General features: G+C 54.6%; 11 protein-coding genes and 1 pseudogene. 2 read left to right on the forward strand and 10 right to left on the reverse strand.

Annotated elements, in window-relative coordinates; all coding sequences use genetic code 11:
* Positions 1-106: 106 nt before the first annotated feature.
* The 8 genes and pseudogenes from C8N45_RS21070 to C8N45_RS21105 form a co-directional block, all read right to left on the reverse strand.
* Positions 107-376 (reverse strand): annotated as a pseudogene (locus C8N45_RS21070) (IS630 family transposase); the annotation flags it as partial.
* Between the two features lie 495 nt (positions 377-871).
* Positions 872-2,494 (reverse strand): dihydroxyacetone kinase subunit DhaK, encoded by a 1,623-nt coding sequence (locus C8N45_RS21075; RefSeq protein ID WP_108388776.1) that lies wholly within the window; start codon positions 2,492-2,494, stop codon positions 872-874.
* A 13-nt stretch (positions 2,495-2,507) separates the two neighbouring features.
* Entirely contained in the window at positions 2,508-3,503 is a 996-nt protein-coding gene (locus C8N45_RS21080) for an ABC transporter ATP-binding protein (RefSeq protein WP_108388709.1), read from the reverse strand.
* The gene (locus C8N45_RS21085; protein WP_108388711.1) at positions 3,496-4,593 is read right to left on the reverse strand and encodes an ABC transporter ATP-binding protein; all 1,098 of its coding nucleotides are present in this window, start codon (positions 4,591-4,593) and stop codon (positions 3,496-3,498) included. The genes C8N45_RS21080 and C8N45_RS21085 overlap by 8 nt, the downstream gene beginning before the upstream one ends.
* A gap of 4 nt (positions 4,594-4,597) precedes the next feature.
* Positions 4,598-4,786, reverse strand: coding sequence for a hypothetical protein (locus tag C8N45_RS21090; RefSeq protein WP_108388713.1), 189 nt, complete (start codon positions 4,784-4,786; stop codon positions 4,598-4,600).
* Positions 4,783-5,721: a carbohydrate ABC transporter permease gene (locus C8N45_RS21095; RefSeq protein WP_108388715.1), complete on the reverse strand. Its 939-nt coding sequence runs from the start codon at positions 5,719-5,721 to the stop codon at positions 4,783-4,785. The genes C8N45_RS21090 and C8N45_RS21095 overlap by 4 nt, the downstream gene beginning before the upstream one ends.
* Positions 5,718-6,665 carry a carbohydrate ABC transporter permease gene (locus tag C8N45_RS21100; protein WP_108388717.1) on the reverse strand — a complete coding sequence of 316 codons (948 nt, stop codon included), beginning with the start codon at positions 6,663-6,665 and terminating at the stop codon, positions 5,718-5,720. Before C8N45_RS21100 ends, C8N45_RS21095 begins: the two co-directional genes overlap by 4 nt.
* 143 nt (positions 6,666-6,808) lie before the next feature.
* The gene (locus C8N45_RS21105) at positions 6,809-8,131 is read right to left on the reverse strand and encodes an ABC transporter substrate-binding protein (protein WP_108388719.1); all 1,323 of its coding nucleotides are present in this window, start codon (positions 8,129-8,131) and stop codon (positions 6,809-6,811) included.
* A gap of 77 nt (positions 8,132-8,208) precedes the next feature.
* Here C8N45_RS21105 and C8N45_RS21110 point away from each other — a divergent pair, with 77 nt between their 5' ends.
* Positions 8,209-9,375 (forward strand): LacI family DNA-binding transcriptional regulator, encoded by a 1,167-nt coding sequence (locus tag C8N45_RS21110; RefSeq protein ID WP_309499319.1) that lies wholly within the window; start codon positions 8,209-8,211, stop codon positions 9,373-9,375.
* Positions 9,376-9,836: 461 nt separating this feature from the next.
* Here the strand turns inward: C8N45_RS21110 and C8N45_RS21115 are convergent, their stop codons facing one another.
* Positions 9,837-10,871 carry an IS110 family RNA-guided transposase gene (locus tag C8N45_RS21115; RefSeq protein WP_108388780.1) on the reverse strand — a complete coding sequence of 345 codons (1,035 nt, stop codon included), beginning with the start codon at positions 10,869-10,871 and terminating at the stop codon, positions 9,837-9,839.
* 534 nt (positions 10,872-11,405) lie between these two features.
* Entirely contained in the window at positions 11,406-12,434 is a 1,029-nt protein-coding gene (locus tag C8N45_RS21120) for a GlxA family transcriptional regulator (protein ID WP_108388721.1), read from the reverse strand.
* A gap of 114 nt (positions 12,435-12,548) precedes the next feature.
* On the opposite strand from C8N45_RS21120, the gene C8N45_RS21125 reads away from it, so the two are divergent.
* Positions 12,549-13,631, forward strand: coding sequence for a class I SAM-dependent methyltransferase (locus tag C8N45_RS21125; RefSeq protein WP_108388723.1), 1,083 nt, complete (start codon positions 12,549-12,551; stop codon positions 13,629-13,631).
* The last annotated feature ends 21 nt before the right edge of the window (positions 13,632-13,652 follow it).

Below are 13,652 nucleotides of genomic sequence, written 5' to 3' on the forward strand. Positions count from 1 at the left end.
TCTAATAACGAACCTATCAACTCGATTTGTTCGACGCCACTCCTCGCCGAGCGGCGGATTTCATTGCTGCATCGAAGGCACGGTCTGGTAATGCTGCGTCGTAGCGCTAGTGGATTGTCTCCAACGCTTGGAACCCTCTGTTTCGGGCGGCGATGATTTCGTCGGGATCAGCGCGCCAGATGAATGGCTTTGCCTCGGTTTCGTTGTGTTCGGCGATGAAGCGGTTGATGGCGGCCTGAAGATCAACGAGCGAATGGAACACGCCGTGTTTCAGTCGGCGGCGCGAGAGCTTGGCGAAGAAGCCTTCTACCGCGTTCAGCCAGAAGCTTGAGGTCGGCGTGAAGTGGAACGTCCAGCGTGGATGACGGTCGAGCCAGCGCCAAAACGGATGTCGAACTTGAACTGACTGGCGGCTATGATGGCATCAACGATGGAATGGTGGAGACGCTGCCGCAAATGCAAATGAATGCTGCGTAAGAAATAGCTCCAACTGCCCGAGTCCGCTTAATATGCTCCCTTTGCGTACATTGGCCACGTTGCGAAAGAGCGGTTTGAATGATCGCTTTGACACCATCTGTTATGTTGCTCCGCAGCGGAATTGGTGCCGCACATGCGAGCAAATGCTGCATCAGCAATAGCCGCACCTGCGCAAGTCCGGATTGTCCGCATCTTACAAGTTTGCGCGCAGCGCAGCGAAAGGCGATACTTCTTGAACCGGCCACTCGTGGCTTATGCAGCGAATGCTACAGAAGAGCCCAGTTTGCAATTTTCTGTTTCGCAGCGAATGCCTGCCCTAACATCCAAATCAATTGAATTTCAGGCATAGGAATGGCCAAAGATACAATTCGTCGGAGTCAAAAAAACTTGCGCTCTACGTTCCAGCAAGATGCTCGAACAAAAGCGCAACTGCTTCTGCACCAGGATCCACGTGCCCTTCCAATTGATCGGCATTGATGTAAGTAGCGCGCCCAGCTTTTGCTTGCGTCAGAGTTGCCGTATATTTCGCTCCTTTGCGAGCTGCGTCAGCTGCGGGTCGCAAACCGCCCTTGAGGCCTTCCAGAGCAGGCGCAAGTGCGTCAATCATAGTTCTGTCACCTGGGTTTGCTCCCCCGATTTGCCGCATACGATCCAACCCAGCAATCAAAGATTCACGCATTGGCAGCCCAGAAGATGAAGCGTCCCCTGCCGCCGCAAAGAAAATCGCCAGCAAAACACCGGATGATCCCCCCATCGTTTGGCTGAGCTCTAGCCCAATCGCACGGTAAAGCTGTGTGTGATCGGCAAGCGGCAGGCTGTCCATTGCCTCGATAAGTGCGCGCGCGGCCGTAGCCAACGTCGACCCTGTGTCTCCATCACCCGATTTGGCATCCAGTAAATTCAGATCGTCTTCAGCGGCAATCAGAACTTTGCAGCATTCGGTAATAAAAGTCTTAGTTGATGCGTGCGGCGAGGCGGGGGCACGGATGGGCGAAAGCCCATCTGGCAACGGCACCGTATTAGGTGTTTGAACTGTTGTGCAGCCTGGCCAACCCGGTACGGCCACAGGGTGCTTCAGTAGCGCGTCATCGCCGTCTGACAGCTCCATCACCGACACAGAGAATCCATGCATATCAAGCGCCGTCATCATTGCATCCGGGCCAATCAAAAGCTTGATATTGTCGCCAATGGCGGTTGCGAAAAGATCGTTTGTCAGTACAGACATCTCAAGTACCGAAGACCCACCAAGATTGTTCACAAGGGCCACATGAGGCGTTTTTGGCATGGTGGCCGCCAGTCTTTCAACGACTTGCGCCATCGCGTCTTTAGCACCCTTTGACGCGACCTGTTCGACGCCAGCTTCGCCGTGAATGCCCAATCCCAATTCGGCCATACCCGGAGGAATTCGGTCTTCCTTGAGGGAACCCGGCACTATGCAAGTGTCCAGTGACATGCCGATGCTGCGACTCGCTTTGATGACCCGTTCTGCGGCCAAGGTGCAGGCTTCAAGGTTCGCTCCGTTCTCTGCCATCGCACCCGCGATCTTATGAACAAACAGTGTTCCAGCAAGCCCGCGCGCTTGAGGCAGATCAGGAAGAGCGACATCGTCATCAACGATGACCATACTTACTTTGAGCCCAAAAGCGCGTGCCCTTTCAGCTGCAAGTCCAAAGTTTAACCGATCGCCAGTATAATTCTTGACGATAAGCAAACAGCCCGCAGGACCGGTGACCGCCAAGATACCAGCCAGCACTGCATCAACCGAAGGAGACGCAAAGACATCGCCGCAAACTGCCGCCGTCAACATCCCCTGCCCGACAAAGCCAACGTGTGCTGGTTCGTGACCGGACCCACCGCCAGTGACCAAAGCAACCTTGGACTTGTCCCAATCGCTGCGCACAACCACCCGGATATGCGGGTACCCATCAAGCCGGGTCAATGTACCGCCCGAGGCTGCAATCGTGCCATCAATGGCATCGGTCACGATGTCTTCTTTGTTGTTGGTAAAATGCTTCATCTTTTCCCCCCGGTCATGCAACGCGTGCGCCAGCAGCGTCGAAGTAATATGGATTTTCTGGCCGAATTTTCACGATATCACCGTGCTTAAGTTGGGTGTGAGCATCAGTGACGGTAATCAGCTCTTGGTCTTTGAACGACAGATGCAGGCGCGTCTGATCGCCCAGATGTTCGACCCGTTTTACCATGCTGTCTTCGCCCTCGCCCTGCACAATATGTTCTGGCCTTAGCCCAATTGTCTTGGCACTTGCAGGAGCGCCGCCAAAGATCTCCGCAGGCAGCACATTGATACGCGGCTGGCCTAAACGACTGGCGGCGTAAACGCTGACAGGGTTTTCGTAAATCTCGCGCGGGCTGCCAAACTGGACTAGGCGCCCGTTGTCCAACACGCCAACATGGGTGGCCATTGTCATGGCTTCGATCTGGTCATGCGTCACGTAAAGCAGGGTCGCACCAGAATTCGCCTGAATGCTTTTTAACTCCACCCGCAAATCCGAGCGCAGTTTCGCATCCAGCGAGCTTAACGGTTCGTCCATCAGATAGACCGATGGATTGCGCACCAGTGCGCGCCCGATAGAAACGCGCTGCATCTCGCCACCGGACAATTCAGTCGCTTTGTTGTCCAGCTTGTGGCTGATCTGCAAAACTTCGGCGACCTCGCCAACTTTGCGGTCGATCTCAGGTTTCGGCGTCCGCAAAACGGGCGATTTTAGCGGGAATTCAAGATTCTCGCGCACCGATAGATGCGGATAAAGCGAGTATTGCTGGAACACCATCGCTACATCGCGCTGAGCAGGTGTCATGCCCGACATGTCTTGCCCGCCAATGCTGACGCTTCCGCTGTCAGGTTTATCAAGCCCCGACACCATGCGCAGCGTCGTTGTCTTGCCCGCCCCGGTCGGCCCAAGCAGCACGACGAAAGACCCATCAGGCACCGTCATGGTCAGGTTTTCAAGCGCGATATCCTCGCCAAAGGTCTTTGAGACACCGGTTAAATTCACATCAGCCATTGGTCAGCACCCCCACATTTGCTTCGTTTTTCAAAGCCCGCCCCGTGTCTGCGTTAAAGATCGTGACGGTACGTGGATCGAACGCTAGGCCGGTTTTCTCGCCGACCCTTGCCAACTGCGATGATGCGGCCCGTACCTTTACCGGGCCGTTGGCGGTGTTAAGCGTGATGATCTGGGTGGTCCCCAAATATTCAACCGCAACCACCTCACCCCGATAAGACGCGCCGTCGTCCAGCCGGATATGTTCTGGGCGGACACCAAAGGTCAGATCACCGCTTTCGCCGTCAATCAGACGAGGGATGTCAAAGGTGTTGCCGCCAAAGGATACAGACGTTGCGCCCGCCCCTGCCATCCCGTGAAAATCAAGAAAGTTCATCGGGGGCGAGCCGATGAACTGAGCGACAAACTTTGTTGCGGGCCAGTCATAGATATTTTGCGGCACGCCAAACTGTTCAACAACACCGTGGTTCATAACAACAATTTTGTCGCCCATTTGCATGGCTTCTAACTGATCGTGCGTAACATAGACAGTCGTCGCGTTCATGCGATCATGCAGCGCGCGTAGCTCTTCAGACATATGTTCACGAAACTCAGCGTCCAACGCGCCTAAGGGTTCGTCCATAAAGAACGCTTTTGGATCCCGCACAATCGCACGTCCCAAAGCAACACGCTGACGGTCCCCCCCCGACAAACCACCAACTGGGCGATCCAGAATATCGGTGATGCCTAGGATTTCGGCAATCTCGCCCACCTTTTGTTTGACCGCTGCTCCCGGCATCCCCTGACTTTTCAGCGGATAACTAATGTTCTTGCGCACGTTCATATGCGGATAAAGCGCAAACATCTGGAACACGAAAGCAATGTCGCGCTGACTGGCAGGCTTCATGCCAACTTCTTCGCCGTCGATGTAAATCTCGCCCTTGGTCGGCAGTTCCAGCCCGGCCATCATGCGCAGCGTCGTCGTCTTGCCACAGCCCGAAGGCCCAAGCAGCATGAAGAATTCGCCGTCTTCGATGGTAAAGCTTGAAGACTGTACAGCGGTGAAGCTACCAAAGTCTTTGCGCACGTTTTCAATTCTAATTTGAGCCATGCGCTTACTCCGGGAAGTGGCTGACGATGATGAACATCACCGTGCCAACAAGGGTGACAATGAACGAATAGGTGTAAACGCTTAGAACAAATGGCTGCATCAGCATCACCACGCCCACCGCGATCAGGATCGAGGCAACCATTTCCCACGGACCACGGCGCAGCCGCAACAGGCCATTGATAAAATCACTCATTTGCGCACCGCTCCGAATGTGATCCCGCGCAACAGGTGTTTGCGCAACAAGACCGTGAAGACCATGACAGGGACAAGGAAGATCGTCGCACCTGCCGCAACTGCTGGCCAATCCTTGCCGTTGACCCCGATGATATTGGGAATGAAAGGTGGTGCTGTTTGGGCCGTGCCCGAGGTTAGCAACACCGCGAAGGCGTATTCGTTCCAAGCAAAGATCAAACAGAAGATCGCAGTTGACGCGATGCCGGTCGCCGCCTGTGGCAGCACAACTTTGTAAAACGCCTGAAAGCGGGTGTAGCCATCGATCAGAGCCGCTTCTTCATACTCGGTCGGGATTTCGTCGATGAACCCTTTCAGCAACCAAACCGACAATGAAAGGTTTACGGCTGTATAAAGAAGGATCATCCCCAAATGCGTGTCGTTCAGCCCCAAATTGCGGAACATCAAAAAGATCGGGATCGCCACAGCGATTGGCGGCATCATCCGTGTCGAGAGGATGAAAAACAGCAAGTCATCCTTGAGCGGCACTTTGAAGCGACTGAACGCATAGGCCGCCATCGTGCCCAGCACCATGCAAAGCAAAGTCGAGCCGAAACCGATAATGACCGAATTTAAGAACCGTTCGCCATAGCGCGAGGGTCCACTGATCACCGTGCCACGTTCGCGCGCAATCTCATCGTACCACGTTTGTGGTGGCCCCGCCTCTTCCAGCATCTGAGCTGTCGCACGGGTGCGATCTGTGAACAGGTTCACATAGCCCTCCAGTGTAGGCTCAAACACCACGACGGGCGGATAGGCGATAGAATCTGTGGGGGATTTGAACCCGGTCGCAATGATCCAAAGCAGCGGGATAAGCGTCATGACCGCATAGGCGATCACGGCAATGCCAGCAAACCACTTGGTGCCGTTTGACGGCTCAGTAACTGAAAAGCTCATCTTTCTTTCACCTTGTTAAGCGCTTTGACGTAGATCGAGGCAAGCCCGAACACCGTGACAAACAAAATGACCGCGTAGGCCGAAGAATAGCCCGTGCGCCATTTCTCAAAGGCTTCGCGTTTGAGGTCGATTGAGGTGAGCGTAGTGGTGTTCCCCGGCCCGCCACCTGTCAGTTGCACGACAAGGTCGAACATTTTGAAATTTTCGATCCCGCGGAACAGCACAGCCAACATCAGAAACGGCAGTGCCATCGGGATGGTGATTGTCCAGAACTGACGCCACTTGCTGGCCCGGTCACATTCCGCCGCTTCATAAATACTGTCAGGGATTGAACGTAGCCCAGCTAAGCAGATCAGCATCACAAAGGGCGTCCACATCCACGTATCCGCGATGACAATCGCCCATGGGGCAAGATGCACATCGCCAATCATCGAGAAACTGGCCGGATCGCCCCCTGTAAGAAAAGTCACCGCATAGTTAAACAAGCCAATCTGCGGCTGGTAAAGGAAGGTCCAGAAGTTGCCGACCACAGCCGGAGACAGCATCATCGGAAAGACGATGATCGTCGTCCAAAGATCGTTGCCTTTGAATTTCTTGTTGATCAGATACGCCAGTGTGAAGCCGATCAGCACCTGCAGAACAATCGTCCAGATCAGGAAATGCGCCGTCGCCTGCATTGTGTTCCAAATGTCAGGGTCGTTCAAAATGCGCTCGTAATTGCGAAGTCCAACCCACTCGACATCGCGGTTCGGGCGGTTCACCCGATAATTTGTAAAGCTCAGGCGGATCGTCCAGATCAGCGGAAAGATGTTCACCGCCAGCAGCAAAAAGATCGTGGGTGCTACGAAAATCCAGGCAATCGTTCTGTCCGACAGACCCTTGATTTTGCGCGCCACGTTTGCGGGCGTTTTGTCAGCTAGTGTGTCGATGGGGCTGCCAGTCATTTGTCAGTCCTTTCCAAGCCGCTGCCCAAAGGCACGGTCATGGGGCATTGATCTAGAAGGGCCTTCCCGGCAACGCCGATTGGCATTCAACCGGGAAGGAAATTGTTTTCGGGCGCAAGTTCATCCGCCCGAAAGGGAGGCGTTTAAAGCTTGCCTTCGTCCTCAAAGACTTCGACCCAATCGCGAACAAGGCCATCAAGCGCCTCTTTCGCTGTGCCCTCGCCTGCCACAACAAAGTTGTGAACGCGCTCTTGCATTGGCAGCAAAAGGTCTGCGTAAGCAGGCTCTGCCCAGAAGTCTTTTACGATTGCCATCGAGTCGAGGAAGGTCTGTGCATATGGCTGGCTGGTCGCAAATCCGGGGTCTTCAACAACCGCCTTCAAAGCTGAGTAACCGCCCAGTTCCCACCATTTGGCCTGGATCTGTGGCTGTGCAAACCACTGGATGTATTCGAGCGCTGCGTCCTGCTTTTCCGAATAGGCCACAACCGAAATGCCCTGTCCGCCAAGCTGTGCAAACTGACCCGCCGGTCCGGCTGGATTCGGGAAGTACCCAGATTTTCCCCCGCCCACGTTTTCGTCAGCTTCAACACCCGGCCAAATGAACGCAAAGTTCATCTGCATCGCGACCTGACCAGAACGGTAAGCATCGATGTTTTCGCCCATGTACCAATTCGAAGATCCCGGAGGCACTGTTGTGTCATAAAGCTCTTTGTAGAATTCCAAGCCAGCAATCGCGCCCTCAGAATTCACAAATCCTTCAAGGTCGTAGGGCTGATCGGGGTTTTCATAAAGAAAACCATAGTTATACAGGGCATTCGTCACACCCATTGTGATGCCTTCGGACCCACGTTCGGTGTAGATTGCAGCTCCGTAAACCGTTGTGCCGTCGATGTCCCGGCCCTGGAAGAATTGGCCGATGTCTTTCAACTCTTCCAACGAGTTTGGCACACCCAATGCGCGGCCATAGGTTTCTTGGAATTCAGCCTGAAGCTCGGGGCGCTCAAACCAGTCTTTGCGGTAGGTCCAACCCACCACGTCACCAAAGGCCGGCAAAGCATAGTAGTTTGGTGTGTTCTTGGGCCACTCGGCATAGCCGGTCACGGTTGCCGGGATGAAATCATCCATTGTGATCGCGTTGGCGTCAAAAAAGTCGTTTAGCTTCACGTAGTGGCCGTTTTCTGCGCCCGCGCCGATCCATTGGCTGTCGCCAATCATCAAATCACACAGCTGACCACCCGAGTTCAACTCGTTCAACATACGGTCTGCAAAACTTGGCCATGGCACAAACTCAAAGCTCATGTTGTGTCCGGACTGAGCCTCAAAATCTTTGCTTAGCTCGATAAGCGAGTTTGCTGGATCCCATGCGGCCCAGCAAAGCGTCAGGTCTTCGGCGACCGCAGCGCTTGAAAAGCCGGACATCATCACGGCACCCGCGGCAGCCGTCATCATTAAATTCTTTTTCATTGGATGCTTCCTCCCAGAAAGTCATTAAGCCGGACCCCCTAGCCACGGCTTTGATGCTCAAAGTGCTAATGAGACACGTGCCTCAAATCAAGCTTTTTGTTGAGACACGTGCGTCAACTTCTGCTAAACCACTTGCAGCCGCTACCGGAAAAGTTGACCTGGACGGCACTCAAGAGCCTGAAAAAATGATAAAAATTCAAAACCGTATGCTTCAAAAACCGCTTCTGCACCCGACGACAAAAGACCTTGCCAAGGCTGCGGGGGTCAGTCGTGCGACGGTGGATCGCGTCCTAAACAGACGTGAAGGTGTGCGCAAAGATACCGTTGATCGCGTAAATAAGGCTATCGAGGAATTGGGATTCGTCCGCAATGTTCAGGCCGCAAATCTTGCCAAATCACAAAGCTATCGGTTTGTTTTCGCGCTGCCGAAATCAGGAGATCAATTCCTTCAGGAAATCGTCGCAAAGATCGAGGAAGCCATCGATGTTTTCGCCGCAGATCGCATCTGGTGCGATGTTCATCATATCGACGACAATGACCCGCACAGCATCAGCGCCTATCTAAGTTCACTTACATCTGAGGACGTATCAGGTGTCGCCATTATGGCGCAAGAAACACCGCAGGTCCGCGATGCCATCATCCGTCTAAAAGAACGCAACATCGCCGCCCTGCCCTTCATTTCAAACCAAGCGCCCCTTAACGCAGACTGGGTCGGCATCGATAATAGCTCGGCCGGTGCCACAGCTGCGCTGCTTATCGGGCAATCGTTGCGTGGGAAAAGTGGTTCCGTGGTTGTGATTTCAGAAAGCATGACCTCGCGCGATAGTATGGAACGTCGGCTTGGGTTTGACCAAGAAATCAATACTCACTTCCCTGAGTTGAGCGCTTTGCCGTCTCTTGAAACCTATGGGAACGAAGAACGCGCGGAGCAAATCCTGAAAGCTACACTTTCTGCAAACGCAGATATTGTCGGGATTTATGTGATGTCTTCCGAAGCGCGTGTTCCGCTTCAGATACTCGACACTCTTCAACTCCCGCAAGATTTGATCAAGGTCGCACACGAACGCACGCCCTTTACTGAAAATGCGCTTCGCGACGGCAAGCTGGACGGTCTCGTAGCGCAAGATGCAGGTCATCTAGTCCGAAGTGCCATTCGACGTCTAAAAGGTATCGTCGACAAGCGACGTTCAGCAGGGCCTCAAGAGCGGATTAGAATCGAGATTCTATTACGCACAAATCTATAAGTTGGAAAATCTGGCAGGCGAAGCAAGTCGGACGAAGGAGATGGCCCGAGCGATGTTTAGACGCTTGCAGAAGGCGCCGTAGGACAATAGTTGCACTGGACTTGATTTGAAACGATCCATCGACAAAAGCCAATTTCAAGAAAACAATAATCCTGAACCTTTTTTAAGTGGACATCGGTGACGGCTCAACGAACGGCAGCTTCTCTAATCGGGCGTTTGGGTCAAGTTTATTTCATCGTTTCGTTTCCGTTCTTTGGGATCAGGTCCTTCATCCGGGTCAAGCTTCTCTTCGCAGTCATTGTTGGCCCGGTTCGGTTGGACCGCTGCATGCATGTGTCGGATCGGTCGCGGAGCGCCCAGCTTAGTCTCGCGCTTCGAGTGGCGCAGCAGCCATTTTCGGCGTCATCCGCTAACCTCGTCCGGTGAGGGACGATCCCGTCATTGATCTTTGAAGGTTCAGTTCATGCGGCACCCTCCAAAGGTCTTTGACGAAACTCGGTGTTGTCCGCCCACATGCGGTGCATGATGACAGCCAGCTTGCGGGCGACTGCAACGACAGCTCTGCGGCGGCCTTTTCGGCGCATCAACCGAAGACCCCAACTCTTTATCTCTGAGCTAGCAACGGACCGCATCATCATTGCATTTGCCGCTGCGTAGAGGGCGGACCGAACGTCCGCATCACCAGCTTTTGAGATACGACCGGGGTTGTCCATCTCCCCGGACTGGTAGCGCCTCGGTGTCAGGCCGAAGTGTGCAGCGACCGTTCTTGAGCTTGTGAAGCGCTTGGGGTCATCCACCGCCGCTTTGAAGGTCAGGGCAGCAATCGGCCCCACGCCGGGGATCGCCATGAAGCGTAGGCAAGTCTCATCATGGTTGGCGGCGCGTTTTACGCGTCTGTCCAATTCTCGATATGCGGTGAAGAGAACTGCTCGGGCATCCAAGAGTGGTAACAGCGCATGCGACAAATCTGTGTCCGCCTGGATAATAGGCCGCACCTGCTCGTCAAAGGAGGCCTGGTCGATACCCGATGGCAGGCGCAGGCCAAAGACCCGGAACAATCCACGTATCTCGTTCGCCAGATCAATGCACTTACGCTGAACCGCTTTGCGGCTGCTCAACAGCGCACGAATGGCGTGTGCCTCCCGGCTCTTCATATGGACGGGATTGAACCATCCAGACCGAAGCACATTGGCAATCCCGCGCGCATCCGTCTTATCGGTCCTGTTGCGCATGGCCGACAACGCCGCGTTCACCTGCCGTGCCTCCATACAAACAACGTCAAAGCCAGCGCCCTGCAATCCAAAGTATAGGTGCTGGCTCATCGCACCAGCTTCGAACCCAATCTGAAGTTCACTTGCAGTAAGGCTTGCCAGACAGCCGCTGATGTCATCGATCTCACACGCAACCGAGCGCTCAAGAACCGTTCGGCCACCTCCATCGATCACGCAGACAGCGACTGACCGCAGCGACACGTCCAAACCAACAAAGTAATCCATCTCGTTCTCCTCAAATTGCAGATACATCCTGCAACTCTATCAAGAACCTGACCCATCAATCTGGTCAGCCCGATTACCCATGCTTCGTCCGCATCTTACCAATTCATGTAGCGTGCAGCGAAAGTCGGAAAATTCCGAAGCAGTCACCCGTGCAACACGCAGCGAAGGCTACCGAAGAGCCCAACCTGTGAATTCAATTTTTTCGCTGCGCGCGCACGCGGCATGAAAATCGCTGCAAGTGCTCGGTTACGGACGCTGCCGTGCGGCGGCGAAACAGGTCATTCATTCCTACCGCAGCGCAAATAGCGCGAGCAAGGATCAAGTCGCGGGACTTAGTGAGCCTTCGCTGCGCGTGCGCGAAAGTCTGGCTATGAGGCGTTGCGTGAGCCGCTAAGAGAACTGAGACTAGTATGTTGTGCTCTGCTGCTCATGTTAAGGAAAGCTTCGAGCTCGACTTGCCGAGTGCCTCGCATTGTTCGGGCGACCGCGGCGGCACGACAAAAAACCCTTACCAATGCGACCAAGAGCATTCGATCAAGTAGCTGCGCCTGGCGCGCTCGTGGACCACTTTTTACGATATGAGGAAGCAGACATCCCGACCCTTTTTCGGAAGGCGTGTCGAAAGCTCGATGTTTCGATGTAGCCGACATCTTCGGCGATCTCGTCAATGGGTGTCGCTGAAGTTTCCAGCATCTGCTTGGCCTCTTCGATTCTCAGAGTTTGAATATATTCTGCGGGTGTCTGCCCCGTCGCCTTCTTGAAACGGCGCAGCAGGCTGCGCTCTGTTAGCCTACAATGTTTGGCCATTGCGGCAACGGGTGCTGAGCTAGCGTAATTATCAACCGCCCACGCCTGCGCCTCCGCGACAATTGCATCGTTGTGCTGCCGTCCTGCGACCAATGACGCGTAGTGCAACTGCCCCTCGGTATGCGGCTGAAGAAGATAGACCTTGGCCATTTTCCGGGCTTCCTTCTCCCCTGCGAGTCGGCCAATGAGGTAAAGCATGAGATCACCCCAAGCTGACGCGCCGCCAGCCGTTATGATTCGGTGCCCTTCACCTGCCGGGACCAATATCCGTTCACGCCTCAGCCTTATCTCAGGAAATCGCCGCGCAATGACATCGCAGTATCCCCAGTGCGATGTTGCATCCAGCCCATTCAAAACGCCGGTTTCGGCAAGGAGAAGCGAGCCTGAACAGACGGACGCAATCATTGCGCCGTTCTCATGCGCGTTGACAATCCAGGGTGCAAATTCGTCGAATTCGCGAGGTGGAGGTGCATTCGGATCCAGGTGCAGGTCAGGCACGATGATTAGATCAGGCTGACCAAAATCATGCAGCGCGCCATCGGGCGTAACCTTACGGCCATTGACGTCCGAATAAGGCTGTCCATCCAAGGATAAGAGCGATGCCTCAAATACCGGTGGTTTTGGTTGATCGCCGTGGAGCATCTCCCAGTCTCGTCCGACTGATGCCATGACATCGAGAATACCGAAAACGGTCGATGTGCCCACACAGGGCATCGCGAGCACCGCCGTCCGGTAGGTAGATGTCGAATCGCTCATTGGTGTGTCCGATTTTAACCGTTTTACACACTTTTCCGCATATCACGACTCAACGCAGTGCGACAATACCTCCTGGAACGACGGCACCCGTCAGTCGCAATCTGGAGAAACAATATGAATGAACATACAGAAATCACGCCCTTCGACGAGGTCAAAGCCGAGGCCTTTGCAGATCGGCTGGTCGACGCACTCAGCGCGGCTGCCGTAGTTTTAATGACGTCGATTGGCCACCGGACCGCGCTGTTCGATACGTTGGCAGGGATGCCCGGCTGCACCTCTGAGAAATTGGCCGAACAGGCCGGGCTGGCAGAACGTTATGTGCGCGAATGGCTGGGTGTCATGGTGACTTCGGGTGTCGTTCTCTATGACCCGAAAACAGGCGTCTACACGCTGCCGCCTGAGCACGCGGCATTCCTGACCCGCGACGCAAGTCCGAACAACCTCGCTGTCACTACGCAGTTCATTGGCGTTGTTGCCTCTGTTGAGGAGGAAATGCTGGCACGTTTCAGGGATGGCGGCGGCACCCATTACCATCACTATGGGCGGTTTCACGAGGTGATGGCTGAGGACAGCGGCCAAACGGTTGTCGCAGCCCTGATCGATCACATCTTGCCATTGGCGCCGGAACTGATCGAGCGACTGGAACATGGGATTGACGTACTTGACGTTGGCTGCGGTGCCGGTCGGGCCATGTTCAGATTGGCCGAGGCTTTTCCTGCCAGTCGTTTTGTGGGCGTTGACCTTTGTGCCGATGCATTTGCAGAAACGCAGATCGCCGCTGCCAAGCGCGACCTGAACAATCTTTCGTTTCGCGTGCAGGATTTGTCAGAGATCAAATCGCTTGGCAGCTTCGACCTGGTCACGGCATTCGACGCCGTCCACGATCAGAAAGACCCGCAAGGGCTGCTCGATCTGGTGTACGGGTCCCTGGCGGATGACGGCGTTTTCCTGATGCAGGACATCGGCGGATCGCGCGATCTAGCCGCAAACATCGAAAATCCGCTTGCGCCTTTGCTCTACACCATCTCGCTGATGCACTGCACGCCGGTTTCGATCGGACAAGGCGGACCCGGTCTCGGAGCCATGTGGGGCGTTGAAACCGCACAAGAGATGCTTGCGATTGCGGGCTTCGGTCAGATTGCGACGCACCGCCTGCCGCATGATCCAACCAACGCATATTTCATCGCCCGGCGTTGAATTTCACGCCGAATTTGAAGG

The organism is Yoonia sediminilitoris (assembly GCF_003058085.1).
In the GTDB taxonomy this organism is placed as follows: Bacteria; Pseudomonadota; Alphaproteobacteria; order Rhodobacterales; family Rhodobacteraceae; genus Yoonia; species Yoonia sediminilitoris.

Coding starts and splice junctions, on each gene's coding strand:
- C8N45_RS21100 (WP_108388717.1), bottom strand. CDS start 6,665: ATGACTGGCAGCCCCATCGACACACTAGCTGACAAAACGCCCGCAAAC.
- C8N45_RS21095 (WP_108388715.1), bottom strand. CDS start 5,721: ATGAGCTTTTCAGTTACTGAGCCGTCAAACGGCACCAAGTGGTTTGCT.
- C8N45_RS21105 (WP_108388719.1), bottom strand. CDS start 8,131: ATGAAAAAGAATTTAATGATGACGGCTGCCGCGGGTGCCGTGATGATG.
- C8N45_RS21125 (WP_108388723.1), top strand. CDS start 12,549: ATGAATGAACATACAGAAATCACGCCCTTCGACGAGGTCAAAGCCGAG.
- C8N45_RS21080 (WP_108388709.1), bottom strand. CDS start 3,503: ATGGCTGATGTGAATTTAACCGGTGTCTCAAAGACCTTTGGCGAGGAT.
- C8N45_RS21090 (WP_108388713.1), bottom strand. CDS start 4,786: ATGAGTGATTTTATCAATGGCCTGTTGCGGCTGCGCCGTGGTCCGTGG.
- C8N45_RS21075 (WP_108388776.1), bottom strand. CDS start 2,494: ATGAAGCATTTTACCAACAACAAAGAAGACATCGTGACCGATGCCATT.
- C8N45_RS21085 (WP_108388711.1), bottom strand. CDS start 4,593: ATGGCTCAAATTAGAATTGAAAACGTGCGCAAAGACTTTGGTAGCTTC.
- C8N45_RS21120 (WP_108388721.1), bottom strand. CDS start 12,434: ATGAGCGATTCGACATCTACCTACCGGACGGCGGTGCTCGCGATGCCC.
- C8N45_RS21115 (WP_108388780.1), bottom strand. CDS start 10,871: ATGGATTACTTTGTTGGTTTGGACGTGTCGCTGCGGTCAGTCGCTGTC.